The organism is Knoellia sinensis KCTC 19936 (assembly GCF_000768705.1).
Taxonomy (GTDB): domain Bacteria; phylum Actinomycetota; class Actinomycetes; order Actinomycetales; family Dermatophilaceae; genus Knoellia; species Knoellia sinensis.
This window is the reverse complement of record NZ_AVPJ01000008.1, coordinates 24,599-50,575: the sequence shown is the minus strand read 5'-3', so window position 1 is coordinate 50,575 and position 25,977 is coordinate 24,599. Positions and strand designations below refer to the sequence as shown.

General features: G+C 68.8%; 24 protein-coding genes. 13 read left to right on the top strand and 11 right to left on the bottom strand.

Going from position 1 to position 25,977, the window contains the following annotated elements:
* Window positions 1–5 precede the first annotated feature (5 nt).
* From N802_RS11605 to N802_RS11585, 5 genes are all read left to right on the top strand, one after another.
* Window positions 6–512: a MarR family winged helix-turn-helix transcriptional regulator gene (locus tag N802_RS11605; protein ID WP_035916381.1), complete on the top strand. Its 507-nt coding sequence runs from the start codon at window positions 6–8 to the stop codon at window positions 510–512.
* Between the two features lie 64 nt (window positions 513–576).
* On the top strand, window positions 577–1,104 hold the full coding sequence (locus tag N802_RS11600) for a VOC family protein (RefSeq protein ID WP_035916378.1): 528 nt from the start codon (window positions 577–579) through the stop codon (window positions 1,102–1,104).
* Window positions 1,101–1,385, top strand: coding sequence for an alpha/beta hydrolase (locus N802_RS11595; protein WP_035916374.1), 285 nt, complete (start codon window positions 1,101–1,103; stop codon window positions 1,383–1,385). The genes N802_RS11600 and N802_RS11595 overlap by 4 nt, the downstream gene beginning before the upstream one ends.
* Before the next feature lie 123 nt (window positions 1,386–1,508).
* Window positions 1,509–3,254: a sodium:solute symporter family protein gene (locus tag N802_RS11590; RefSeq protein ID WP_035916372.1), complete on the top strand. Its 1,746-nt coding sequence runs from the start codon at window positions 1,509–1,511 to the stop codon at window positions 3,252–3,254.
* A gap of 12 nt (window positions 3,255–3,266) precedes the next feature.
* Entirely contained in the window at window positions 3,267–3,563 is a 297-nt protein-coding gene (locus N802_RS11585; protein WP_052109857.1) for a hypothetical protein, read from the top strand.
* 138 nt (window positions 3,564–3,701) lie between these two features.
* Here N802_RS11585 and N802_RS11580 read toward each other — a convergent pair whose 3' ends face one another.
* The 6 genes from N802_RS11580 to N802_RS11555 all read right to left on the bottom strand — a co-directional run bounded on the left by N802_RS11580 (window position 3,702) and on the right by N802_RS11555 (window position 10,046).
* Window positions 3,702–4,490, bottom strand: coding sequence for a dioxygenase family protein (locus tag N802_RS11580; RefSeq protein WP_035916369.1), 789 nt, complete (start codon window positions 4,488–4,490; stop codon window positions 3,702–3,704).
* Window positions 4,491–4,525: 35 nt separating this feature from the next.
* A complete protein-coding gene (locus tag N802_RS11575) occupies window positions 4,526–5,506 on the bottom strand; it encodes an NHL repeat-containing protein (RefSeq protein ID WP_035916366.1) in 981 nt (326 codons plus the stop codon).
* A gap of 45 nt (window positions 5,507–5,551) precedes the next feature.
* Complete coding sequence (locus N802_RS11570) at window positions 5,552–6,001, bottom strand: hypothetical protein (protein WP_052109856.1); 450 nt, start codon at window positions 5,999–6,001, stop codon at window positions 5,552–5,554.
* A gap of 220 nt (window positions 6,002–6,221) precedes the next feature.
* Entirely contained in the window at window positions 6,222–8,189 is a 1,968-nt protein-coding gene (locus tag N802_RS19480; protein ID WP_169743426.1) for a diacylglycerol kinase family protein, read from the bottom strand.
* 10 nt (window positions 8,190–8,199) lie between these two features.
* A complete protein-coding gene (locus tag N802_RS11560) occupies window positions 8,200–8,868 on the bottom strand; it encodes a response regulator transcription factor (RefSeq protein WP_035916543.1) in 669 nt (222 codons plus the stop codon).
* Window positions 8,865–10,046: a sensor histidine kinase gene (locus tag N802_RS11555; protein WP_035916364.1), complete on the bottom strand. Its 1,182-nt coding sequence runs from the start codon at window positions 10,044–10,046 to the stop codon at window positions 8,865–8,867. The genes N802_RS11560 and N802_RS11555 overlap by 4 nt, the downstream gene beginning before the upstream one ends.
* A 143-nt stretch (window positions 10,047–10,189) precedes the next feature.
* On the opposite strand from N802_RS11555, the gene N802_RS11550 reads away from it, so the two are divergent.
* Both N802_RS11550 and N802_RS11545 read left to right on the top strand, forming a co-directional pair.
* On the top strand, window positions 10,190–11,086 hold the full coding sequence (locus N802_RS11550; RefSeq protein ID WP_211254393.1) for an ABC transporter ATP-binding protein: 897 nt from the start codon (window positions 10,190–10,192) through the stop codon (window positions 11,084–11,086).
* Window positions 11,083–11,913: an ABC transporter permease gene (locus N802_RS11545; RefSeq protein ID WP_035916359.1), complete on the top strand. Its 831-nt coding sequence runs from the start codon at window positions 11,083–11,085 to the stop codon at window positions 11,911–11,913. Before N802_RS11550 ends, N802_RS11545 begins: the two co-directional genes overlap by 4 nt.
* Window positions 11,914–12,087: 174 nt before the next feature.
* On the opposite strand, the gene N802_RS11540 is transcribed toward N802_RS11545, so the two are convergent.
* Window positions 12,088–13,665, bottom strand: coding sequence for an AMP-binding protein (locus tag N802_RS11540; RefSeq protein WP_211254391.1), 1,578 nt, complete (start codon window positions 13,663–13,665; stop codon window positions 12,088–12,090).
* Window positions 13,666–13,670: 5 nt separating this feature from the next.
* Window positions 13,671–14,123: an SCP2 sterol-binding domain-containing protein gene (locus N802_RS11535; protein WP_035916357.1), complete on the bottom strand. Its 453-nt coding sequence runs from the start codon at window positions 14,121–14,123 to the stop codon at window positions 13,671–13,673.
* A 122-nt stretch (window positions 14,124–14,245) separates the two neighbouring features.
* On the opposite strand from N802_RS11535, the gene N802_RS11530 reads away from it, so the two are divergent.
* A complete protein-coding gene (locus tag N802_RS11530; RefSeq protein ID WP_035916538.1) occupies window positions 14,246–15,019 on the top strand; it encodes a maleylpyruvate isomerase N-terminal domain-containing protein in 774 nt (257 codons plus the stop codon).
* A 3-nt stretch (window positions 15,020–15,022) separates the two neighbouring features.
* Here the strand turns inward: N802_RS11530 and N802_RS19475 are convergent, their stop codons facing one another.
* From N802_RS19475 to N802_RS11515, 3 genes are all read right to left on the bottom strand, one after another.
* A complete protein-coding gene (locus N802_RS19475) occupies window positions 15,023–16,879 on the bottom strand; it encodes an FG-GAP repeat domain-containing protein (protein WP_052109854.1) in 1,857 nt (618 codons plus the stop codon).
* A gap of 181 nt (window positions 16,880–17,060) precedes the next feature.
* Complete coding sequence (gene topA, locus N802_RS11520; RefSeq protein ID WP_035916355.1) at window positions 17,061–19,892, bottom strand: type I DNA topoisomerase; 2,832 nt, start codon at window positions 19,890–19,892, stop codon at window positions 17,061–17,063.
* Window positions 19,893–19,981: 89 nt separating this feature from the next.
* The gene (locus tag N802_RS11515; RefSeq protein ID WP_035916353.1) at window positions 19,982–20,842 is read right to left on the bottom strand and encodes a shikimate dehydrogenase family protein; all 861 of its coding nucleotides are present in this window, start codon (window positions 20,840–20,842) and stop codon (window positions 19,982–19,984) included.
* A 63-nt stretch (window positions 20,843–20,905) separates the two neighbouring features.
* Between N802_RS11515 and N802_RS20225 the strand changes: the two genes are divergently transcribed.
* From N802_RS20225 to N802_RS11490, 5 genes are all read left to right on the top strand, one after another.
* A complete protein-coding gene (locus tag N802_RS20225; RefSeq protein WP_156971377.1) occupies window positions 20,906–21,484 on the top strand; it encodes a COG4315 family predicted lipoprotein in 579 nt (192 codons plus the stop codon).
* Window positions 21,485–21,546: 62 nt separating this feature from the next.
* Window positions 21,547–22,353 (top strand): MerR family transcriptional regulator, encoded by an 807-nt coding sequence (locus N802_RS11505; protein ID WP_052109853.1) that lies wholly within the window; start codon window positions 21,547–21,549, stop codon window positions 22,351–22,353.
* 147 nt (window positions 22,354–22,500) lie between these two features.
* Window positions 22,501–23,133, top strand: a complete 633-nt coding sequence (tmk, locus tag N802_RS11500) for a dTMP kinase (RefSeq protein ID WP_035916350.1) — start codon at window positions 22,501–22,503, stop codon at window positions 23,131–23,133.
* The gene (locus N802_RS11495) at window positions 23,130–24,269 is read left to right on the top strand and encodes a DNA polymerase III subunit delta' (RefSeq protein WP_035916346.1); all 1,140 of its coding nucleotides are present in this window, start codon (window positions 23,130–23,132) and stop codon (window positions 24,267–24,269) included. The genes tmk and N802_RS11495 overlap by 4 nt, the downstream gene beginning before the upstream one ends.
* 67 nt (window positions 24,270–24,336) lie before the next feature.
* The gene (locus N802_RS11490) at window positions 24,337–25,881 is read left to right on the top strand and encodes an alpha/beta hydrolase (protein WP_035916344.1); all 1,545 of its coding nucleotides are present in this window, start codon (window positions 24,337–24,339) and stop codon (window positions 25,879–25,881) included.
* The last annotated feature ends 96 nt before the right edge of the window (window positions 25,882–25,977 follow it).

Sequence of the window (25,977 nt, the reverse complement as noted above, 5' to 3'; positions counted from 1 at the left end):
GAGCCGTGACTGCGGACGATGAGGTCAAGTGGCTCGACAGCGACGAGATGACCGCGTGGCTGCGCCTCATCGCGGTCGCCGAGCGACTGCCGGGCGTCCTCGACACCCAGCTCCGGCGGGACAGTGGGTTGACGCACTACGAGTACCAGGTCCTCGCGATGCTCTCCGACGCGCCGAACCGCACCCTGCGCATGACGCAGCTCGGCCGTGAGACGAACGCGACCTTGCCGCGCCTGTCGCACGTGGTGAAGCGCCTCGAGGGTCGCGGCCTGGTGGCCCGCACCGTGGCCCCCGACGACAAGCGCGCCAACGACGCCACGCTCACCGACGCCGGCTGGGAGGTCATCGTCGCCGCGGCGCCCGGCCACGTCCAGACCGTGCGCGAGCACGTCCTCGATCCGCTCAACGGACGTCAGGTGGCTGCGCTCTCCGAAGCCCTCGGGGCCATCCTCACCAAGGTCGACCCGAAGGGTGACGCGCCGCAGGACCGGCGCGGCGCTGGAACAGACTGACCCGGACGTGCGTTAGATTGGTTGTCAAGTCAACTAATCGAACAACTCTCGCAGGGAGCTCCTCATGGGCATCAACCCGGTCCGTCTCAACCACGCCGTCTTCTATGTTGCCGACCTCAACCGGTCCGTCGCCTTCTATACCGACGTGTTCGGCATGGAGGTCGTCGCCAGCGAGCCCCGCTTCGGTGCGGCCTTCCTCCGCCTGCCTCGCTCGGGCAACCACCACGACCTCGGCCTCTTCGGTGTCGGCCCGGACACCACCCCCAAGACGCACCGCACGGGGCTCTACCACCTTGCCTGGCAGGTCGACGAGATCACCGACCTCGAGACCGCCCGCGATCTCCTGATGGCGGCCGGCGCCTTCGTCGGCGAGTCCGACCACGGAGCGACCCGCAGCGTCTACGGCAAGGACCCCGACGGCAACGAGTTCGAGATCATGTGGATGCTCCCCGTCGAGAAGTGGGGCGAGTTCGACGACCTCGCACCCGTTCTCCCTCTCAACCTCGACAAGGACATCGCGGAATGGGGTGGCGTCCGCACCGCCGGCCGCATCGTCACCGAGAGCGTCGAAGCCGCCGAGGCCACGGCGTGACCGCCTTCGCGGCACCCGTCGTCGCCCGCGCCGGGTCCACCGACCCCGACGCGCCGCTCGTCGTCCTCCTCCACGGCCGGGGTTCGGACGAGACCCAGATCGTGAGTCTCGCCGACCACGTGATCCCGCGAGAGCTGCTCGACCGCACCTGGGACTACCTCGATGTGGAGTCGGGTGCGACAACGCGCGCACGGCGCGACCCGGGCGGTCACGGCATCACCCTCGAGACGCTGCGCGAGCTCGGCACATGGGTCGGGGAGCGGGTCACCGCAACGCGTTGACGTCCGCCACCTCGGGTCGGGACTCGTGATCGGCCGGTTCGTCGTCCCCGCTTGAGGGTGCCTCCGGGAGTACGTTGAGATCGTTCGGGCTCAATGAGCCGTCCGATCGCGAGGAGGCTGTTGATGTCCGTGACCCTCTCCCCGGTGGCCCTGGCTGCTGCCGAACCGCTCATCGACGCGAACGTCGTCGACTACCTCATGGTCGCGTTGTACTTCGCGTTCGTGATGGGTATCGGCCTCGCGGCCCGAAGAGCCGTGTCCGACTCGATCGACTTCTTCCTCTCCGGGCGATCCCTCCCGGCGTGGGTGACGGGCCTGGCCTTCATCTCGGCCAACCTCGGTGCCGTCGAGATCATGGGCATGTCGGCCAACGGTGCGCAGATCGGCCTGCCGACCGTGCACTACTTCTGGGTCGGCGCGATCCCGGCGATGCTCTTCCTCGGCGTCGTGATGATGCCGTTCTACTACGGCTCCAAGGTGCGCTCGGTCCCTGAGTTCATGTTCCGGCGGTTCGGCACCGGCGCCCACCTCGTCAACGCGATCAGCTTCGCCCTCGCGCAGCTGCTCATCGCGGGCGTCAACCTCTATCTCCTCGGCACGATCGTGCAGGCGCTCCTGGGCTGGCCGCTCTGGGTCGCACTCATCGTCGCCGCCGTGATCGTGCTGTCCTACATCACCCTCGGTGGCCTGTCGGCGGCGATCTACAACGAGGTCCTACAGTTCTTCGTCATCGTCGCCGCGCTGCTCCCGCTCACCCTCATCGGCCTGAACAAGGTCGGAGGCTGGGACGGGCTCATGGACAAGATGCAGCCCGCGATCGACGCCGAGGGCGAGACCACCGCCACTGTCGCCGAGCAGGCCTCGTCCTGGCCAGGAACGGCGCTCTCCGGCTTCGACTCCTCGATCCTGTCGGTAGTCGGCATCGTCTTCGGACTCGGCTTCGTCCTCTCCTTCGGCTACTGGACGACGAACTTCGTCGAGGTCCAGCGCGCCATGGCCTCGAACTCGATCTCGGCCGCGCGCAAGACGCCGATCATCGGTGCCTTCCCCAAGATGTTCATCCCGTTCATCGTCATCCTCCCCGGCATGATCGCGGCCGTCCTCGTCACGGAGATGGTCGAGCTCAAGAACGGTGGCACCCCCGCCGGTGGAGCGAGCGGCGAGGTCAAATACAACGACGCGCTCCTGTTGCTGATGCGCGACGTCCTCCCCAACGGACTCCTGGGTCTGGCGATCGCGGGTCTGCTCGCGGCCTTCATGGCCGGCATGGCAGCCAACATCTCCGCGTTCAACACGGTGTTCAGCTACGACCTGTGGCAGCGCTACATCCGCAAGGACCGCAGCGACGACTACTACCTGCGCATCGGGCGTCTGGCCACGGTCGCGGCAACAATCATCGCGATCTTCACCGCGTCCATCGCCGGCAACTTCTCGAACATCATGGACTACCTCCAGACGCTGTTCGGCTTCTTCAACGCACCGCTGTTCGCGACCTTCATCCTCGGAATGTTCTGGAAGCGGATGACCCCGACAGCCGGCTGGATGGGCCTCGTGTCCGGAACGCTCTCGGCCGTCCTGGTCTGGCTTGCCGGCAACCCGGACATCCTCGGCTGGTTCTCATTGCCCGGACAGGGTCTCGCGTTCGTCGCGGCGTCCACGGCGTTCGTCGTCGACATCGTCGTCTCGGTCGTGGTCTCGCTGGCCACCGAGCCGAAGCCGGCGTCTGAGCTCAAGGGCCTCGTCTACTCGGAGACCCCCAAGGAGGACCTCATCGATCCCGACGAGGCCTCGAAGCCGTGGTACCAGCGCACGGTCCCCCTGGCTCTCCTCGCCAGCGTCATGGTCCTCGTCCTCAACTTCATCTTCTAAGGAGGTCTCGACATGTCAGACACGACCAAGAAGACCGCCGGAGCCTTCGACATCCGCAACTTCATCGGGTTGCTCCTCGGGCTCTACGGCATCATCCTCACGCTCATGGGCCTGTTCGGTGACAAGGAGCTCGACAAGACCGGCGGCGTCAACGCCAACCTCTGGACCGGTCTCGCACTCCTCGTCGTCGCGGCCGGGTTCATGGCTTGGGCCAAGGCCCGCCCGACCGTTGTCCCCGACCACGTCGAGCGGCCACCGGACGACGAGACCCGTCCGGCACCACGCAACAAGCCCAAGCCCAAGCACTGACCCGAAAAGGCGAGATGCCCCGTATGCCGTGTGGCCGGCATACAGGGCATCTCGCTTTTTCGCGTGACGGCTCAGTCCCGAACCGAGGAATTCCTCGGTTCGGGACGTGCAGACTTCAACGTCCCCGAGCGTTCGAGGTCAGGCGAACTGCCAGGAACGCTTCGACAGGCCGTACCAGAATCCGTCGATGACGCTGTCGCCGTCGATGCCGCCGCCGGCGTGGGCGGCTCCGAGGGTGACGTAGAGGGGCGCCCAGTGCTCGGTGCGGGGGTGCGCCTCCTGGGCGGCCGGGGCCTTGTTCATGAAGTCGAGAATCGAGTCCACGTCGCCGGCGTCGACGGCCTCGGCTGCCCAGTTGTCGAACTCCGAGGAGGCCTGGGGAGGCGGGCTGTCGGCGCCGTCACGCGGCCTGAACCAGCGCAGGTTGTGCGTGGTGAACCCCGAGCCGACGATGAGGACACCCTCGTCGCGCAGGGGAGCGAGGCGCTGGCCGATCGCGAAGAGCTGCTCGGGCTCGAGGGTCGGCATCGACAACTGGACGACGGGGATGTCGGCCTCGGGGAACATCTCGACGAGGGGGACGTAGGCGCCGTGGTCGAGGCCCCGGTTCGGGTCCTGGTGCAGACCGCCGCCGACGTCACCCAGCAGACCGGCCACGGACTGGGCCAGTTCGGGTGCGGGCGGGGCGTCATAGGTGACCTCGAAGTACTTCTGCGGGAAGCCATAGAAGTCGTAGAGCAGCGGCGTGCCCGCAGTCGTCGAACTCACCGAGATCGGGGCCTGCTCCCAATGCGCGGACACCATGAGGATCGAGGTGGGCCGGGGCAGGTCGGCCGACCACGCCGACAACTGGCTCGTCCAGAGCTCGTCGTCGGCGAGGGGCGGGGCGCCGTGGCTGAGATAGATCGTCGGGGTGCGAGTCTCCATGGCGCGACTCTAGGCCCGGATCGGGTCGTGGGCGGTCAGCGAGCGGGCATTCGGGTGATCCAGTAGCTCGCGGTGCCGGGTGACGCGACACCGAAGCGGGCGTTGACCGCCCAGAGCCAGCCGCCTGCGATCGTGGCCGTCGTCGGGACGTCGAGTGTCTCGTCGGTGCGGGCGCCACGCCAGCGGGCCGTCCAGCCCGACCCGGCCTGAGAGAGCCGGAGGAGCGACACCTGGTTCGGACCCGATCCGCGAACGTTGTAGAGCCACTGTCCGTCGAGGACGAGTCCGTCGCCGCCGATGATGCCCGGCCCGCCACGGACCGGAATCTCGGTGGTGTGGCCGGTCATCGGGTTCACCTGCCAGAGGCCGCCGACCCGCGAGTTGTTGAGGATGAGGCTGCCGTCCGAGAGGGCGCGAATTCCGTTGGAGTTGAACGGTGCTCCGCCTGCGGCGGGCCAGTCGCCACTCAGCGGGAGGAACGTCGGAGCGGCGCCTGTGGGTGCGCCCCCGGGTGTCAGGGCGATCGCGGTGAGCCGGTCGAGGGGGGAGTCCGTGACCCATACCGTGTTGCCTTGGACCACGAGGTCATTGAGGAAGCCGGCGCCGGGGACGACGGTGTCCTGGACGATCGCCCCGGTGGTGCCGTTGACCGCCCACACGTGGCCCACAGCGCCGACGCTGCCGACGGCCCAGACGAGGTTGGTGCGGGAATCCCAGAAGAGGCCGCGGATCGAGCGCCCGGTCGCGCCGGCGAGCAGGGTGTTCGACGTGCCTGTCAGCAGGTCGCCGGCGACGATGCGGCCGCCGGCGAGCGAGCCGACATAGAAGCGGGTGCCGGGCCCGGACGTGATGCCCTCGGGCTGGAGTCCGTTGGGCAGTGCGACGGTCTCTGGAGCGCGTGGAGCCCGTCGGGGTCCGGCGGAGGCGGGTGCGGACAGAGAGGAGGTGGACGCCACGACGGTTGCTGCGGCGCCGGTCAGGATCAGACGGCGGGAGGGGCGGGCTGGAGTGACCATCTTCCATTTTGCGCACGGGCTCCAGACGATGTCACGGGCCAGTCTTCAAGCGGTCAGCAGCCCAACTCCCAGGCTGATCAGGCTGAGGGCGAGCAGGGCCGCACCAGCGAAGACCATCCAGATGAACTTGTTGGGCTTCGTCCGCCCGGCCCCCATCGACGAGAAGAAGAAGCCGCCTGGCATCAGGAGCGCGGAGATCGCGACCCCCGAACGCGACAGCCAGTTCAGCGCGCCGGTCTGGGTCGTCGAGTCAGCCAGCACCTGGCAGATGAGGGCGAGCAGCAGCAGGACGCCGGCGTGGGCGTGACCGGCGCGGGCGAACTTCTCCTGGAACGGCGTCACCTCGGCGGAGCCACGCACGATGCTGAGCAGGTAGAGCCCGCCCGTCTCGACGGTGACGAGTGCGAGCAGCAGGATCCCTGCGGTGGTGCGCGAGGCATCGGACAGAGTGGCGGTGGCGGTCGCCATCGCCTGCGGATCGGTCAAGAGGGACATCGGGACTCCTTGGATAGGCGTGCTCTCCAATATTGGATAGTTTATCTATCCCATGTCAAGGACTTGTCAAGTGCCGCCGTGTGCAGCACCCGTCCAATTGGGTGAGTTCGGTACGGGCAGGAGGGCACGTCGTGTGCAGAACCCGTCCAATTGGGTGAGTTCGGTACACGGCCGTGGGTGGGCGGGTCGGCTGGGTCAGTCAGGCGTATGCCCCGGTGAGTCAGTTGTGTGCCGTGCGCGCGGCTTCGAGATCGCGCTCCAGGAGCGCTCGCGTCGCCTTCGCCTGCTCGGGGGAGTCCCACTCGATGAGTTCGAGTTCGCGCTCAGCAGCAGCGACGACCGAGGTGAGGCCGGACGCGGAGACGAGCCCCACGGCATACGCCTCCAGAGCGCCACCCGCGGGGGTGTCGACAACGACAATCCCCTCTGACCGCAATGCTTCTCGCTTCTCATCGGGAAGCGCGACGACGTCGTGGATCAGGACCAGCCGCACGGCATCGCGGTCCGCGCCGAGCATGCGCCGGCCCACCTCGATGTCGCCCTGACCGCTGTCCCCGATGAAGACGACGTGCGTCTCGGGCATGAGGGCGCGGAAGCGCACGAAGTTCTCGAGCTTGACCCCAGCCATCGCGTCGTGGCTGCGCAGCCCCTCGAACGTGCCCGACAGGACGGCGTGCGGCGGGAGCCCGAGGTCGCGCAATCCCCGTCGGGTGTGCTGCTCGATGAGTCCGAACGGGTCCATCGGACGCGCCGTGACAAAGGTCAGATCCCCCGGCGCCTCGGGGTCCGCGGCATGCCCGGCGTCGAGCGCGCGATAGAGCGCCACGACTCCCGGATAGACCGTTCCCCGGGGATAGCGGTCGTCGTGCAGCGCGCAGCGCAGGGTGTCGTCGATGTCGCTGAGGACGTGGAGGTCCGGGACGTCGACGAGCGCAGCCTCGGAGGCGATGTGGTCGAGGATGTCGCGGCGGAGTCCCTCGTCGTCGACGACGTCATACACGAGGTGCTCGAGGTCGCGGTGGTCCCGACCGGAGTTCAGCAGGCTCTTGAACCGGGTGAGGTCAGGCCCTCGCAGCCCGAGGAAGGCGTCACGGACCAGCCCTTCGTGAGCATGGTCCGAAGACATTCGGCGGCTGCGCTGCAGGGCGCCCGCGCGGGCAGGGAGATCGGGATCCGGTGACGCAACGAGAGCGCGGACACGAGCAGCGGGGTCGTCGGACGCCGCCGAGCCCGTGCGGACGAGCACCGCCCCTGGCGTCACACCAATCTCGACGCGCATGGCCTCGCCCACCGGGTCGCCGTCGACGTGAACCGCTGTGGGTCGGTCGAGGTCGAGGACGACGTGTCGGGCCCGGCGGGTGCGCATCGCAGTCCAGGCGCCGCGACGTCGCGTGACCACTCCCGCGGCGACGCCGAGCCAGCCGATGACGGACCGTGGCGCGACCACGAGCACATCGAGTTGCCCGTCGGTCATCGAAGCGGAGGGCATGAGGGGGAGGCCCAAAGGCAGGACCCGACAGTTGCCGACGAGGACAGTGCGTGCCGACTCGCGGACGGGTTCCCGGCGATCGAGAAGGGCGGTCAGCGTCATCGGCTCGCCGACCGCTCGGCGTCCGAGGGCAACGAAGTATGCCGCCCACCCCAGGGCTGCCTTCGCCCGCTCAGCCGTCTCCGCGAACGCTTCCGCGTCCATCCCCACACCCATGACGACAGCAACGTCGTGCGTCCGCGTGGTGCCATCCCCCTCGGTCAGGGTGAGCCAGGCAAGGTCGCTGTCGCGGGTGGCTCCGTCGATGGCGATCACCGCGGCCTCGTCGAGCGATGCGCCGTGGATCCCGATGGTGCGGGCCCAGAGGTTCGCTGTACCCGTGGGAACGACGCCCAGAGTCACGTGCTCGGAGGCCGGTCCCGAACGGGAGAGCGCGGCTGCCACCTCGCGGACCGTACCGTCGCCGCCGATCGCGACGAGCCGGTCGGCGCCCTGGGACAGGAGCTCCCCGACCTGGGTGGAGCCGGGGGAGTCGATGGCCGTCTCGAGGATGAGTGGTTCGGGCCAGCCGCGATGTCGCGTGGCCCGACGCACGGCGGCCAGGGCATCGGAGCTCCGTTGCTTGACCGGGTGCACGACGATCCCGACCTGCGGGGCCGCAGCACCCTCGGTGGCGACCACATTCGTCCTCTGGGTCACGTCTGGTGCCTCAGTCGGCGGCATCGTGGACGAGGATCGCAACCTGGACCCGGTTGTCGACATCGAGCTTGGTGAACAGGCGCCCCACATGGGTCTTGACGGTGGGAACGCTCATGAAGAGTTCAGAAGAGATCTCCGCGTTGCTCAGGCCGCGGCCGACCGCATCGGCCACTTCGCGCTCACGCTCCGTCAGCCCGGCGAGGCGCGCCCGAGCGGCGTCTGCACGATCCGTTGCCCCGCCGTCGGTCTCCGTGACCGCCGCGATGAGCTGGGCCGTCACACTCGGCGACAGCATCGGCTGGCCTGCCGCAACCGTGCGCACCGCGTCGACCAGCCGAGCCGGTGGAGTGTCCTTGAGCATGAACCCGGCAGCACCCAGACGGAGCGCCCGCAGTACCATGTCGTCGGCGTCAAAGGTCGTGAGCACGATGACCTTGAGTGTCGAATCCCGTTGCAGGAGTAGCTCGGTCGCGCTCAAACCGTCACGAACCGGCATCCGGATGTCCATGAGCACCACGTCGGCACCGGACTGCGGCACCACAGTGAGCGCCTCCACTCCGTTCACCGCCTCACCGACCACCGTGATGCCGGAGTTGCCGCCGAGCATCATCCCGAGGGCGGCGCGCACCATCGGGTCGTCGTCGACGATGGCCAGCCGGATCGGTGCGGAGTCGCTCACGCCTCCCACGGTATCCACGCCTCGACCACATATCCGCCACTGGCGTCCGGCCCGTGGCGCAGGCGCCCACCGGAGAGGGCCACGCGTTCGTCCAGGCCGATGAGGCCGAGGCCGGAGTCGGGCAGCGGCGAGGCACTCGCGCTGACGAGCGCCGCATTGCGCACCGTCACCGTCAGCCCATCGGTCGGCGACCCGGTGAGGCTCACCGTGACCGAGGTACCGGGCGCGTGCTTGCGCGCGTTGGTCAGTGCTTCCTGGACGATCCGGTATGCCGTCCGCCCCAGTCCGTCGGGTACGTCGCCGTCGAGGGTCTCAGCCAGAGACACGCGCATCCCGTTGGCCTGCTCCTCCTCCACGAGGCGGGCGATGTCGCCGATGACTGGTTGCGGCTGCTCTGGCCCGGAGCCTGTCGGTGCCATCGGATCCCGCAGGACGCCGAGCACGTCACGGAGGTCGCGCAATGCCCGGTGGGCGTTCTCCTCGATGGTCTTCGCGGCCGTGGACTGCTCCTCGGCGGAGAGGTCGGTCCGATAGCTCAGCGCTCCGGCGTGCATCGCCACGAGCGAAATCCGGTGTGCGAGAACGTCATGCATCTCGCGCGCAATGCGCGTGCGCTCGGCTGCCTGGGCCTGGGCGACCCGTGCCTGCTGCTCGCGCTCGGCCGTGACGGCTCGATCACGCAGGGACTCCATGAGGTTGCGCTGCGAACCCATCGCCCATCCGATGGCGATGACGATGCCGACGACGAGGAGCCCGAAGAGCACGATCGCCCACGCCGGCAACTCGTCACCCCCGGGGTAGAGGCGTTCCTGCCCCAGACCCGCGACGACAGCCAGGGGAGCAACCACGAGGAGGTCGCGCCACCGGTGCTTGGCCGCCAGGGAGCCCATCGCCCACGTGGCAGGTCCGGTCGAGCTCGCCGAGACGGTCGAGGCGAGGTTGAGGGCGACGGCGACGCCGCGGGGCCACTCGCGGCGCATGGGGACGAACAGGAACGACAGGAGTCCGATGACGAGGTCGGCAACGAAGAACCAGCCGATGATCGGCCCGTCGCTCACGTCCGCCATGGCCATGTCGATGGCGATGGTGCCCCACACCACTGCGCTGATGAGCAGCGCGAGGGCCCAGCGCCAAAGGGCGCTCCCTCGGCCGTACTCGCGGGTCGTGGTGTCGGACATGTTCGGCAGCGTAGGCCCGAGACCGCGCCCGACGCGTCAGCCCAGGGGCTGCGGAACGCGAGCGGACGGCATACCAAAGTCGTAGGCCGTTCTGTCCGTCCGACGGATGTGCGCGACCCACGCCGCGGACAAGAGTGGTTGTCATGATCACAGTCGAGAACCTCACGAAGCGCTACGGCGGCTTCACTGCCGTCGACGACATCTCCTTCGAGGTCCGGCCGGGGAGCGTCGTCGGGTTCCTCGGACCCAACGGGGCGGGCAAGTCCACGGCGATGCGGATGATGACGGGCCTGACCCCCGCGACGAGCGGCCGGTCGACCGTCCTCGGGAAGCCCTACCGCGACCTCCACAACCCCGGCCGACAGGTCGGCGTCATGCTCGATGCCTCGGCGCAGCACCCCGGCCGTACCGGCCGCGAGATCCTGCGCCTCGCGGCCATCCAGATCGGGGTCCCGAAGTCGCGCGTCGACGACGCGCTCGCGCTCGTCGGGCTGACGGACGAGGAGGCGAAGCGTCGGGTGCGCAACTACTCGCTCGGCATGCGACAGCGACTCGGTCTCGCGTCCGCGTTGCTCGGGCAGCCCGAAGTGCTCATCCTCGACGAGCCGGCCAACGGTCTCGACCCGCAGGGGATCCACTGGATGCGCGGACTCCTGCGCAGCTTCGCCGACGGAGGCGGCACCGTGCTTCTCTCGAGCCACCTCCTCCACGAGGTCCAGGTCATCGCCGACGACCTCGTCATGATCGGTCGCGGCAAGATCGTCGCGCAGGGCACGAAGGACGAACTCCTCAGTCGCGGTGGCACGACCGTCCGTTCCACGGACGACGCCGCCTTGTATGCCGCACTCTCCCGTGCCGAGGTCCACGTCACCTCCGTCGCGTCGGGACTTGTCGTCGACGCCGAACCGGGTGTCGTCGGTCAGATCGCCCTGGACGAGCGCATCGTCCTGCTCGAGCTCCGCTCCGGCGGCTCTGAGGGGCTGGAGGAGATGTTCCTCAGCCTCACGGCCGCCACCTCCCGCGAAGGAACCGCAGCATGACCACCACCGACACCCGCACCCCGCAGGCGCCTCAGGTCGACCCGGCCAAGGTGGCTCGCCCCGCAGCGACGGGTGACGTCGACGGCAGCCCCGGCGTGCCGCTGCAGCGACTCATCCGCGTCGAGCTCCGCAAGATGGTCGACACCAGGGCCGGCCGCTGGATGCTCATCGTCATGTCGGCGATCTCGCTCGTCGTCATGGCGGCGTTCCTCATCTGGGGTCCGTCCGAGGAGGCCAACTACAGCGAGCTGCTCGGCCTGACGTCGCTCCCGCTCGTCATCCTTCTGCCGATCCTCGGCATCATGGCGGCGACCTCGGAGTGGAGCCAACGGACCGGACTCGTGACCTTCACCCTGGAGCCACGGCGCGGACGCGTCATCGTCGCGAAGATCATCGCGACGCTCATGCTCGGCCTTGTCGTCACGGCCACCGCCTTCGCCGCTTCAGCGTTGGGCAATGTCATCGGCTCGACCTTCGGCGATGGCAACGGAGCGTGGGACCTGACGTGGCAGGTCGCGCTGGGCGTGACCCTGGCGTTCGCGATCTTCGTCCTGCAGGGCTTGGCGTTCGGGTTCGTCTTCCTCAACACGCCGTTCGCGATTGTCGCGTCGCTCTTGCTTCCGACCCTGTGGAGCATCGCGGTCGGCATGATCGCGTCCTTGGCCGAGCCGAGCAAGTGGCTCGACCTCAACCAGGTGACCGATCCGCTGTTCAGCGGGTCCATGACCGGCGAGAACTGGGCGCAGCTCGCGTCGTCGACCGGCGTGTGGGTGCTGTTGCCGCTCGCCATCGGTGCCTGGCGGGTGATGCACCGCGAGGTGAAGTAGGCCGCAGCAGACACGGACGCCCCCGGCGGAGGGCGCTCGGTGGGATCAGGGGCCCACTGAGCGCTCCCCACCGGGGGCGTCTGTGTCGTGCCGCGTGAAGCGCCCCCTGAAACGACTGATTGCCCCTCACTGCACGGTGGCCGTGCAGTGAGGGGCAATCAGTTGGAGGGTCGGTCAGTCGACGCTGGCGCGCAGTTCCCGGACGAGGATCTTGCCGGTCGCGTTGCGGGGGAGCTCGTCGATGAAGTGCACCTCGCGGGGCACGACGTGCCGGGCCCGGTTTGCCTTGACGTGCTGCAAGACTTCGTCCTCGGAGAGCTCGTGGCCGTCGTGGAGGGCGAGGAACGCCACCAGACGCTGGCCGAACTCGGCGTCGCGGACGCCGACGACGGACACCTCGCGCACCGCAGGGTGCTCGATGAGCAGCGACTCGACCTCGATCGGATAGACGTTCTCGCCACCGCTGACGATCATGTCGTCGTCGCGGCCGTCGACGAAGAACAGGCCGTCCTTCTCGTGGCCCATGTCGCCCGTGGAGACGAGTCCGTCGATGAAGTCCTTGTTGGCGCCCGAGGTGTAGCCCTCGAAGACGAGGTCGTTGCCGCAGAAGATGCGACCGGTCTCGCCGGGCTTCACCTCCTTGCCCTGCTCGTCGAGGATCTTGACGACGGTCCCGAGCGGGGGAGTGCCCGCGGTGTCGGGCTCACGCCGCATGTCCTCGGGCGTGGCGATGCACACCCACGACGCCTCGGTCGAGCCATAGAGGTTGTAGAGCACGTCGCCGTACTCGTCCATGAACTTCGTGGTGAACCCGTGCGGGTAGGCCGAGCCGGACGTGGCCACGATGCGCAGGTTCTTGCGACGCTTCTTGCCGCCCTCGTCGGAGGGGAGTTCCATCATGCGCTGGAGCATCACGGGGATGGCGAACATCGCGTGACACTCCTTCATCTCCAAGGTGTCCTTGGCGCGCTGCGGGTCGAACCGGCGCTGGAGCACCATGGTCCCGCGCAGCGCCATGGTGAGCTGCATCGCTGCATAGCCCCACGTGTGGAAGATCGGCGCGGCGATGAAGATGCGGTCATGCGCCCGCAGCGGGATGCGGTCGATGATCGAGATCAGCGGACCGAAGCCCTTGGGCGTCCGGCGCGCCGCACCCTTGGGCGTTCCGGTGGTGCCGGACGTGAGGATGATCGTGCGGCCACCCTTCTCGGGCGGAACCATCCGCTGGGGAGCCGGCGTGGCCTCCAGCTGCTCGTTCCAGCTGCTCTCCCGGACGACCTGGATGCGTCGCGAGAGCTCCGTGACGACCGAGTCGAACTCGTCGTCGTGGATCAGCCCGTCGATCTTCTGCTGGTCGGCGACGACAGCGAGCTGGCTCGCCGAGAAGCCAGTGTTCATGAGCACGAGGTCGACACCGATGGACGATGCAGCCGTCATGATCTCGATGGCGCCGACGTGGTTGCGCGCCAGCAGGCCGAGACGCTGTCCCTGCCGGAAGCCCTTCTCGTGCAGGAGGAGGGCCACCCGCTCGGACCGGTTGAGGAGCTCGGCGTAGGTGATCTCGCCCCGCTCCTCGTCGATGACGGCGGTGTGGTTGGGGCTGCGGTTGGCCGCCTGACGGAGCTCGCCGGCCAGTCCCCAACCCCACTTGCCCAGGGCACGGAGCTGGTTGATCTGGCGGTGGGGTGGGCCGGGCGCGAGCATCCCGCGCTTGGCCATGACGGCACCGACGGTGAGAAGGCTGATCGTCATGGGGATCAGGCCTTGGGTGTGTCGAACCAGTTCTGGAACGCCATCGCCGCGCTGAGGTCGCCACGGGCCTTGACCTTGCCCATCATGACCATCATCGTCGGGTTGCCAGAGCCGGTGATGAGCTTGGCGAACTCGGCCGGGCCGAGCATGATCGAGGTCTTGGGCTCCTCGGTCGGGTCCTTCTCGACGGTGCAGGCGCCGTCCTTGACGACGACCGCGTAGGTGTCATCGCTCCCACCGGGACCGCCGGTGATGCGCCAGTTGACGCGGGCGTCGGCGCCCTTGGCCTTCTCGGCGTTGAACAGCACCGGGAAGCGGTCGAAGATCGCGTCGAGGATCGACTGACGGTGCTCCCCGCCCATGATCTCGTTGATCTCCTTGTCGGACATCTTCTTCACGGTGGCGGCGAACTCGGCCGGGTCCATCGTGGCGAAGGTCGTGGGGTCGATCGTGGGCATAGCGAGGGTCCTCCTCGTTGAGGTGCGGGGGGTATCAAGCGAAGACCCTACGTTGGAGTAGGTAGGGCGACAAGGCGTGGACGCCCGTGCCTCCCGTCACACCCGACGGCCACCATGCACCCATGGATCTGAGCGCCCACGTCACCGCACTGGCCGAAGCGACGGGCCGATTCGCCCGCGACGCACAGGCTGCGGGCCTCGACGCGCGGGTCCCGACGTGCCCCGGCTGGTCGGTCCGCGACCTCATCGCGCACCAGGGGATGGTCCACCGCTGGGCCACGGCGCAGGTGCTCGGAAATAGCGCAGGGATCGAGGTTCCGGCGGCGTTCGAGGAAGAGGGCCTCGCCCATGCCGACCCCGTGTCATGGCTGGTCGAGGGGAGTTCGGCGCTGATCGCCGCGCTCGCTGCCGCTCCCGCCGACCTCGAGGCGTTCGTGTTCCTCGCGGACGCGCCTGCGCCGCGGGAGTTCTGGGCCCGTCGGCAGTGTCACGAGACGACGATCCACGCTGCGGACGCGTTGTCCGCCCGGATTGGCGGTATGCCGTCCGCCCGCCTCTCCGAGGTCTCGTCGCCCGTCGCGGTGGACGGGTTGGACGAACTGCTCACCGGCTTCCTGCCACGCCCCAAGAGCAAGCTCCGCACGCAACAGCCGGTGCGCGTGGCCGTGCGCCCGACCGACGTCGATCGTGCGTGGATCGTCGAGGTGAGGGCTGAGCAGCCGGCGGCGACACGGCATACGGCAGAGGCTGTGGAGCTGGACGACGCCGACGTGACGTTCCGCGGCACTGCCGCCGACCTCTGCCTGGGACTGTGGAACCGCGGCGACGAGGTCACCACCGATGACGAGGCGATGCTCGCGCGCTGGCGCGAACTCGCCCGCGTCACCTGGGGCTGAACCTCAGAGGTAGACGCCCCAACCGCCGCCGATGGCGACCCTGGGCAGGAAACCTCCGCGGCCATTGCCGGGATACATGTAGAGGATGCCGTCCATGGTGATCGTGCCGATGTCGACCTTGCCGTCGCCGTTGAAGTCGCGGAGCGGGAGGACGGCACCGAAACCGCCCCAGCCGGACGCGATCTGGGTGCGGGCGCCGAAGCCTGCGCGGCCGTTCCCTGGGTAGAGCCACACGCGCCCGGCCGTGTCGACCGCGACGAGGTCGGACTTGCGGTCGCCATTGAAGTCGCCCACCTGCATGAGCGCAGTGAAGGCTCCCCAACCACCGCCCACCTTCGTGGTCGACACGATCCGTGACTCGTCCCGGGTTTGGTAGACCCTGAGCGCACCGTCCGTGCCGACCCCGATGATGTCGGGCCAGCCGTCCCCGGTGAGGTCGGATCCGCCGTCGACGAACCGCATCGCGGACCAGCCGCCGGTGGCCAGAATCGAGCCGCTGCCGTCCTTGTTCAGTGCCAGCAGGTCGGGGCCATAGCAGAGCACCTCACCGTCGCCGAGGATGTAGTGGTCGAAGGGGGCGATTCGCTCGCACGAGTTGTCACCAGCGCGGAAGGCTGCGAACCGTCGCCCGACGCCAGCCGTGCCGTTCGTCGGGTAGACATAGCTGTCGCCCTCGCCCGCGGCGCTGAACGGCTGCCGCGCGATGAGGTCGACGCGTCGGTCGCCGGTAGCGTCGGCGACGGCGAAGACATTGGTCGACAGCATGGGGCGGACCACCCCGCCGGACCGCCGGCTGGCACCGGTCTTGCTCTGAGCGGTCACGAAGACGCTGTACGACTGTCCGTTGGACAGGCCGCCGATGTCCACCTGCGTCAGCCCGGCCTTGGCGGGGACGTGGCGCACGGTGGACCCGGGGTAGACGGAAATGCGCCAGCCGTCGATGGATTTCGCAACGTCCTCCGTCGCGTGGAGGACGACCCGCGCGGACCCGGGACGGGCGATCAGGCGTGCACTCGGCGGGCTGGGTCGCAGGGTCACGTCGAAGGGTGAGAAGTCCAGCGTGTGCCGCGCCTGTCCGTTCATGGACGACTCGCGACCGTCACGGTCGTACTGGCGGCCGTTGCCCTCCGCGTCGATCACCACAAGACCGTCGAGGGTGTGTGTGCCCGCAATGGGGAGCCGGAATGGCACTCGACCGGTGCCGCCCCGCGCGGTCACCTTGCCGTACGGCGTACCCCATATGCCGTAGGGCTGCCGCCACACTGCGGTCACCTCCACGGGACCGAGATCATCGACCGCCACCTCCAGGACGCCCGGTGCTTCGGCGTACGTCGGGCGGACCGGCATCGACAGGGAGGTGACCCGGGGCGCTGTCCGGTCGACCCCGCCGGTGACGGTGAAGGTCGTGGCGGAGAGGTCGAGCCCGTGCGTGAAGGGGCCGGTGGACACGGGTGGCTGGAGCGTGAGGTTGCGTCCCAGCACCTGGTAGGTCGCGCTGTTGCCGGAGCTGTCCGTCAGGGTGACGAGGTCGAGCGTGTAGGCCCCGGTCGTGCTGCTCTCGGGAACCGCGAGACCGACCCTCCCGTCGTCCCTCCAGGGACGGGTGGTCTCGATGCGGTGTGAGCTCTCGGAGCTGACGAACCTCAGCTTCGCGCTCGCGATGGCGACGTCATCGGAGGCATCGAGCACTGCCACGATCGAGCTTCCGGCAGCCACGGTGGTCGCACTCATCGTGACCCCACGGAGCGTGGGGTAGGCGGTGTCGCTCACCACGGCGGACGCTGGTGCTGCGGCGAGGAGCATCGGGACCAGGGCGGCCGTTCCGAGGATGGACAGGAGTCGGCGCAGCGAGGCACGCATAGACGAGGAACCTTCTGTTCTGGCGAACGATCCCCGCCCGCGACGTCCGGCCCCCACGGCGCGGCAGCGTCAGAGTAGCGGAGTCCAACGCGTCGCCCGTCGCGGATCGGCCGCGAATTGCCAATGGGGCCAGACGCGCAGGATGTTGCGCGCCTGGCCCCACGAGCAGAGTGCCGCGAGGTCAGGCCTTCTTGGTGGCCTTCTTCGCCGTGGCCTTCTTCGCGGTGGTCTTCTTGGCCGCAGTCTTCTTCGTGGTCTTCTTGGCCGTCTTCTTCGTGGTCTTCTTGGCCGTCTTCTTCGCGGCACGCTTGCGGGTCGTCGGACCCTTGGCGCGCTTCTCCGCGAGCATCTCGAAGGCGCGCTCGGCGGTCAGGGTCTCGAGGTCGTCGTCGCGGCGGAGCGTCGTGTTGGTCTCGCCGTCGGTGACGTATTCACCGAAGCGACCGTCCTTGACCACGACCGGCTTGCCCGACACGGGGTCCGGGCCGAACTCCTTGAGCGGAGGCTTCGCGGCGGCTCGGCCACGCTGCTTGGGCTGGGCATAGATGGCCTCGGCCTCCTCGAGCGTGATGTCGAAGAGTTGCTGCTCGGTCTCGAGGGAGCGCGAGTCCGTGCCCTTCTTGAGGTAGGGGCCGTAGCGACCGTTCTGCGCCGTGATCTCGACCTGCTTCTCGCCCTCGGTGCCGTCCTCGTTGGTCACCTTGTCGGTGGTGACCCCGACGACTCGGGGGAGGGAGAGCAGCTTGAGCGCGGTCTCGAGGTCGAGGGTCGCGAGGTCCATGTCCTTGAAGAGGGAGGCGGTGCGGGGCTTGACCTTGGCCTTGCCCTTGAGCGCGGCCGTCTCTTCATCCAAGACCTCCGTGACATAGGGGCCGTAGCGCCCGGCCTTGGCGACGATGTCGCGGCCGTTCTCCGGATCCTGGCCGAGCACGCGCCCGTCGTCGGCGGCCGTGGCCAACAGTTCACGCGCCTTCTCTGGCGTCATCTCGTCCGGGGCGATGTCGTCGTTGATCGTCGCGCGTCGCGGAGTGGCGGGCTGGTCGTCGGAAGCCGAGTCACCGGCATACGACTCGGAAATCTCGCCGGTCACGGGGTCGACGCCGGCGGGTGCGACCTCCTCGACATACGGCCCATAGCGGCCGACGCGCACGACGATGCCGTCGCCGATCTCGATCGTGGAGATGCCGCGGGCGTCGATCTCGCCGAGGTCGGCGACGAGGTCGCGCAGGCCCTCGGACGACTTCGCCTCGTCACCGAAGTAGAAGCGCTTGAGCCACGCCGCACGCTGCTCGTCGCCGCGCGCGATCTCGTCGAGGTCCTCCTCCATCGAGGCGGTGAAGTCGTAGTCGACGAGACGGGTGAAGTGCTCCTCCATGAGGCGCGTCACCGCGAAGGCAAGCCACGACGGGACGAGGGCGTTGCCGCGGTTCGAGACGTAGCCGCGGTCCTGGATCGTGCCGATCGTCGAGGCGTAGGTCGACGGGCGACCGATGCCCTTCTCCTCCATGGCCTTGACGAGCGTGGCCTCGGTGTAGCGGGCCGGCGGCGACGTGTCGTGACCGTCGGCCTCGGCGCGCAGGGTCTTGAGGGCCGTGCCCTCACCCATGCGGGGGAGGCGGCGCTCCTCGTCGGTCGTCGCGTTGCGCTGTTCGTCCCGGCCTTCTTCGTATGCCGCGAGGAAGCCTCGGAACGTGATGACCGTTCCGCTCGCGGTGAACTCGACCCGCTCCGCGGGGGCACCCGAGTCGAGGGTGGCGCCGAGACGGACGGTGGCGGTCGAGCCCTTGGCGTCGGCCATCTGCGAGGCGATGGTGCGCTTCCATATGAGCTCGTAGAGGCGGAACTCGTCACCACGCAGTTCACCGGCCACCTGCGCCGGCGTGCGGAAGCGGTCACCGGCGGGGCGGATGGCCTCGTGGGCCTCCTGCGCGTTCTTGACCTTCTTGGCGTAGTTGCGAGGAGCGTCGGGGACGTAGTCGCCGCCGTAGAGGTCGCGGGCCTGCTGACGTGCCGCGGTGAGGGCTGACTGCGACAGGGCCGTCGAGTCCGTTCGCATGTAGGTGATGTAGCCGTTCTCGTAGAGCCGCTGCGCCACGCGCATCGCGTTCTTCGACGAGAGACGCAGCTTGCGGGAGGCCTCCTGCTGGAGCGTCGACGTCGTGAACGGCGCGCTCGGACGGCGGGTGTACGGCTTCTCGGTGACCGACACGACAGAGACGTCGGCGGCCATGACGGCGTGGGCGATGCCCGTCGCCGCAGCCTCGTCGAGGTGCGCCACGTCGCCCTTGAGGCGGCCGTCGTCACCGAAGTCACGACCGGTCGCGACGCGTCGGCCATCGACCGACGAGAGCCGGGCGGTGAACGCGGAGGACTCGGCGTCGGGCGTGAACTCACCCTCGACGTCCCAGTAGTTGGCGGACCGGAACGCCATGCGCTCGCGCTCGCGCTCGACGACCATGCGGGTCGCGACGGACTGGACGCGACCGGCGGAGAGCCCGGCCTTGACCTTGCGCCAGAGCACCGGCGAGATCTCGTAGCCATACAGGCGGTCGAGGATGCGGCGGGTCTCCTGGGCGTCGACCATGGCCGTGTCGAGGTCGCGGGTGTTGGCTGCGGCGCGCTGGATGGCTTCCTTGGTGATCTCGTGGAACACCATGCGCTTGACCGGGACCTTGGGCTGCAGCGTCTCGAGGAGGTGCCAGGCGATGGCCTCGCCCTCGCGGTCCTCATCAGTGGCGAGGTAGAGCTCGTCGGCGCCCTTGAGCAGCCGCTTGAGTTCGGCGACCTTCTTCTTCTTGTCGGAGTCGACGACGTAGTAGGGCTCGAAGTCGTTGTCGACGTCCACCCCGAAGCGGCCGAATGGGCCCTTCTTCATGTCGGCGGGCATCTCCGACGGGGTGGGGATGTCGCGGATGTGGCCGACGGACGCCTCGACGTCCCAGTCGGATCCGAGGTATCCGGCGATGGTCTTGGCCTTCGCGGGCGACTCGACGATGACGAGCTTGCGGCTCATGGGCGTACCTGATCCTTTGCTGATCACCTCGTGCAGCGGATTCGTCGCTGCTCCGACGAGGGGAACGGGAAAGACGGTACATCCTCGCGTCAGATCACCGTCTCCGCACCCAGCGCCTCGGACAAGCGGGTCCGCATGAGGTCCCGGTCGGGGCTGAGGCCGTGCCAGAGCTCGATGGCGACGGCGCCCTGCGCGACGAGCATGCCGATTCCGTCGAGCGTCTCGGCTCCCCGCAGATCCGCTTCGCGCAGGTATGCCGTCCGCTGCCGAGTCGGGCTCACGTCGGCAACCAGCAACTCGCGTCTCAGGCTGTCGACGTCGATGCCGTGGAGGGCACCGTCGTCACCCCACCCGACCGGCGTCGAGTTGACGACGACATCGGCACTGTCGGGGACGGCATACGTGGTCGTCCACGGCTGGAAGTCCGCGTCCACACCCGTGCGGTCGGCGACGAGCGCGGCCAGGGCCTCGCCTTGGCCGATATCGCGGTTGACGACGGTGATACGAGCAGCGCCGGCGAGGGCCGTCTCGACGGCGATGGCTCGTCCCACACCGCCAGCCCCGAGGACGACGACGTGCGTCCCGCCCGGATGACGGAACTCACGCATCGCCTCGACGAAACCCCGGCCGTCGGTGTTGTGTCCGGTGAGGCTCCCGTTGTTGACCACGACGCAGCTCACGGCGCCGATGAGTTCGGCCGACTCGGCGAGCTGGTCCACGTGGTCGATGACCGCGACGTGGTGCGGCGCCGAGCAGGTGAACCCGACCCAGCCCATGGCCCGGGCTCCGGTGACGGCGTCGGCGAGGTCGGCAGACTTCACCTCGACATTGACGTGGCGGGCGTTGAGCCCGGCCGCGGCGTAGGCCGCCTCCATCATCGCCACCGTCGGGTTGTCGTCGGCGGGCGAGGAGAAGGAACCGGTCAACGTGCTGAGGAAGCCGTTCGCCACGTCGTCAGCCTCCCACGGCCAGAAGGTGATGACGAGGGTCCTGCAAGGGTGGAGGATGGGGCAATGGCGAGTGCCCGTTGGACGCACGGTCCATGGCATCGCGCACGGCGAGGGATCCTGGCGCTGGTCCTCGTGGGTGGGCTGGGTGCGTGCGGGACCGTACCCGCCCCGGAGGCAGGGGAGAGCAGTTCGCCGCCGACCACCGCGGGCTCGACTGGAACGGTCGCCTCGCCCACTCCGAGTGCGCCGACTCCCTCGGCCACCTCGACCGCCGCCGCAGACGGCACGAGCATCATCGCGGCCGACAGCCAGTTCGGCGCCGTGCTCTTCGACGCCAGCGGGCAGGCGATCTACGTGTTCGACCTCGAGACGACCGCGGAGCCCGCGTGCTACGACGACTGCGCCGAGGCGTGGCCACCAGTCCTGACCGACGGCGAACCGGTCGCGGGCACGGGTGCTCGCGCGAGGCTGCTTGGCACCACCACACGCAGTGATGGCTCGGTGCAGGTGACCTACAACGATCGACCGCTCTACTTCTACGCCCATGAGGGCAAGAACGAGGTGAGGTGCCACGACATCTTCCTCAACGGTGGCAACTGGTACGCGCTCCAGCCGGACGGCGAGGAAGCGCCGAAGACGTGAGCGGACGGCATACGGGAAAAGGAAGTTGACCCTCACGCGACGTGAGGCGTGACGCTTCTTTCATGACCGCGATTCGAGAGACTGTTGCCGTGCTCGACAAGGACGAGATGCTCACGGTGGGCCAGGTGGCCGAGATCTTCGGCGTGACGGTGCGAACGCTGCACCACTACGACGAGATCGGGCTGCTCAGTCCGTCGGAGCGTTCGTACGCCGGCTATCGCCTCTACACCCCCGGGGACCTGGAGCGGCTGGCGACGATCGTCACCTACCGGCGGCTGGACCTGTCCCTCGACGAGGTGGCGGCGCTGCTGCGTGGCGACGGCTCGGCCGTCGAGCACCTCAGGCGCCAGCGCGACGCGGTCATGCACAAGGTCGAGGAGCTGCACGGGCTCGTCGACGCGATCGACCGAGCATTGGAGAGAGAGATGAACGAGCAGGCAGCAACCCACGAGGACCTCAAGGAGATCTTCGGCGACGGGTTCAGCGACGAGTACCAGTCCGAGGCGCAGGAGCGCTGGGGCGAGACCGACGCGTGGAAGCAGTCGGCGAAGCGCACCAAGGGCTACACCAAGGCCGACTGGGAGAAGATCAAGGCCGAGGGTGACGCGGTGAACGAGGCGTTCGTCGCGGCGCTGGAGGCGGGGCTTCCGGCGACGTCGGCGGAGGCGATGGATGCCGCGGAGGCGCACCGGGTGCAGATCGAGACGTGGTTCTACGACCTGGACCACGACTTCCAGCGGAACCTGGCCGACATGTACGTCGCGGACCCTCGGTTCACGAAGACCTACGAGGACATCGCGCCGGGTTTGGCGCAGTACGTGCGGGATGCGATCCACGCGAACGCCGACCGCCACGCTGGCGCCTCGTGAGCCCCAACTTTTGCTCCCCATGAGGGGTGGTGCGGGGTCCGGAGGGCTGATTTCCCTCCGGACCCCGCACTTTTCGTCCGGTCGTCTCAGACCACGCCTGTATGCCGGCCAGTTCGGTTGTCGTTCCGCTCGCCTAGGCTCGGGCGCGTGAGCGGACAGGGACTCTTCATCGCCTTCGAGGGCGGCGACGGCGCGGGCAAGTCGACGCAGGTGCGTCTGCTGGCCGGCGCGCTCGAGGAGCTCGGTCGAGAGGTGGTCGTGACCCGCCAGCCGGGTGGGACGGACCTCGGGGCGGAGATCCGCAACCTCGTCCTCCACGGTGACCACGTGTCGCCGCGGGCCGAGGCCCTGCTCTTCGCCGCGGACAAGGCGCACCACGTCGACCAGCTCATCCGGCCGGCGATGGACCGGGGCGCTGTCGTCATCACCGATCGCTACACGGACTCGGCCGTGGCCTACCAGGGCGCTGGCCGCGACCTCGGCGCGGCGGAGGTGCACGACCTGCAGATGTGGGCGGTGGACTCTTTGCTGCCCGACCTCACGGTGATCGTCGACGTTACGGCCGACGAGGGGCGCAGGCGCCGGGGCGATGTTCACGACCGGCTCGAGTCCGAGGCCGACACCTTCCACGACGCGATCCGGGCACACTTCCTCGCGATGGCGCAGGGGTCGCCGGAGCGCTACCTCGTCGTCGACGGCACGCTCCCGCCCGACGAGATCCACGCGGCCGTCATGGGGCGGCTCACGGCGTCGGGGCTGCTGGGCGGTGGTTCGGCGTGAGCGTGTGGCGGGACGTCATCGGCCAGGACGCGGCCGTCGCGACCCTGTCACGGGCCGTGGCCGAGCCGGGGTCGATGACGCACGCGTGGCTGCTCACCGGACCGCCGGGGTCGGGCCGTTCCGTGGCGGCGCGGGCCTTCGCCGCCGCCCTGCAGTGCCCGACGGGCGGGTGCGGCGAATGTCGCGAATGCCGGACAGCAGCCGACGGCACCCACGCCGACGTCGACGTCATCGCCACGGAGGGCCTCTCGATCAAGGTCGAGCAAGCTCGTGACCTCGTGGCGTTGGCGGCGCACCGACCGTCGGTCGGCCGGTGGCGCGTCATCATCGTCGAGGACGCCGACCGCCTCACCGAACGCGCCGCCGACGCCCTCCTCAAGGCGCTCGAGGAGCCGGTCCCGCGCACCGTGTGGATGCTCTGCGCTCCTTCGGTCGAGGACGTCATCATCACGATCCGCTCGCGCTCGCGGCACGTCCGCCTGCGCACCCCGTCGGTCGAGTCCGTCGCCGATCTGCTCGTGCGCCGAGACGGGATCGACCCCCCGATGGCGATGTATGCCGCCCGCGCGGCTCAGTCGCACGTCGGCCTCGCGCGTCGGCTGGCTCGCGACGAGAACGCCCGGATCCGGCGCCACGACGTCATCACCATGGCGGCCAAGATCCGCACGGTCGGCGACGCGATTGACGCCGCCTCGGACCTCTCGACGATCGCGACCGAGGAGTCGCAGGCATCGTCGGCGGAACGTGACGCCGCCGAGAAGGCCAAACTCATGGAGGTCCTCGGCGCCGACCCGAGCGCCCGGACCCAGCCGCCACACATCCGCTCGCAACTGTCGGCGCTCGAGAAGGAGCAGAAAGCCCGGGCCACACGCTTCTCCCGCGACATGGTCGACCGGGCGCTCGTCGACCTGCTGTCGGTCTATCGCGACGCGCTCGTCCTCCACACCGGCGCGCCAACGGCCCTCGTCAACGAGGACTCACGACAGACCGTGACCCAGGTTGCGCAGGTGCTGTCGCCCGAGCGCGTGCTCATCGCCATGGACGCCATTGGGACGGCGCGCGAGCGCATCGCCGCCAACGTCCAGCCCCTGCTGGCGCTCGAGGCCATGGCCCTCGACCTCCGCCTCCCACGCTGAGACGGCGAGGTTTCGCTGGGACGGGGGCGGACGGCATACCAAGGTTTGTCACTTAGAGTCGGGCGCCATGCGCCGCACCTCCTTCACCGCAGCCCTCGTCTCGGTCGCCCTGCTCGCGTCGGGGTGCTCCACAGTCGAGGACCTGTTCGCGCAGCAGGCGCCGGACCCGTCGTGGTCGCCGCAGGAGCCGCCGACCGGCATGGAGGGACTGGACACGTTCTACGAGCAGAAGCTCGAGTGGGAGTCGTGCAGCGGCGGGCTCTGCGCCGACCTCATGGTGCCCGTGGACTACGCGAAGCCCGACGGAGAGACCATCAAGGTCTCCGTGCTCCGCGTCCCGGCCCGCAAGCAGTCGCAGCGGATCGGCTCGCTCGTCGTGAACCCCGGTGGCCCGGGCGCGTCGGGGGTCAACTATGCGCGCGCCGCGGACTTCATCGTGGGCGCCGGCGTGCGGGAGCGGTTTGACGTCGTCGGCTTCGATCCCCGGGGTGTGGGTCGGTCCGCGCCGATCGACTGCCTCGGCGACTCCGAACTCGACACCCTCCTGGGCTCCGACCCGACGCCGGACGACGCCGGTGAGGAGCAGGCCTTCGCAGATCGCTGGAAGGGTTTCGCGCAGGCGTGCGGCAGCAACGCGGGGCCACTCCTCGGTCACGTCTCGACCGTCGACGCCGCCAAGGACATGGACGTCCTGCGGGCGGCGCTGGGGGAGGAGAAGCTGCACTACCTCGGCAAGTCCTACGGGACCTATCTCGGCGCGACCTACGCCGACCTGTTCCCACAGCTCGTGGGCCGCTTCGTTCTCGACGGTGTCGTGGCCCCCGACCTCACCGCGGCCGAGAGCAATCTCGGTCAGGCCAAGGGGTTCGAGACCGCGACCCGAGCGTGGGCGCAGTTCTGCATCGACCAGGGCGAGTGTCCGCTGGGCAACTCTGTCGACGAGGTGATGCAGGGGATGCGCGACTTCCTGGCGAAGGTCGACGAGCAGCCGCTCGCGGAGACCGGGGACAGTGCCGTCACCCAACTCACCGAGGGTTGGGCGTCGACCGGGATCGCGGCCGCGATGTATGACGAGGGCAAGTGGGACACGCTCGTCGAGGCGATGCGCGCGGCCCTCGACGGTGAAGGCACGGAGCTCATGGGGCTGGCCAACACCTATGCCGACCGCGTTCCGAACGGTGGCTACACCGGCAACATCATGGAAGTCATCTATGCCGTGAACTGCCTCGACAAGCCCCAGTCCGACTCGGCCCAGGAGCAGGCGGCCGCAGCGAAGGCGTCGTTGGCAGAGGCGCCCACCTGGGGCCCGTTCCTCATGTGGTCGTCGCTGACGTGCGGCTCGTGGCCGGTCGAGACCGAGCGATCGTCGGAGCCGCCGAAGAAGGTCAGCGCGGAGGGTGCGCCGCCGATCGTGGTCGTGGGGACGACGCGTGACCCCGCCACGCCCTACGAATGGTCGGTGCGGCTGCGAGAGCAACTCGCGAAGGCGTCGCTCATCACCAACGACGGTGACGGGCACACGGCATACATGCGGTCCAGCGACTGCGTCGACGAGCCGATCAACGAGTTCTACGTCAAGGGGACCGTGCCGCAGGATGGGCTGAAGTGCTGACCGTCTGACGGGAGCCGTGTGCCCACGGACATGCAGTGGGTATGCCGTCCGCTCACCTCTCGTGCGCTGGCGCGGGTTCTCGGCGGGCTGGGTGGG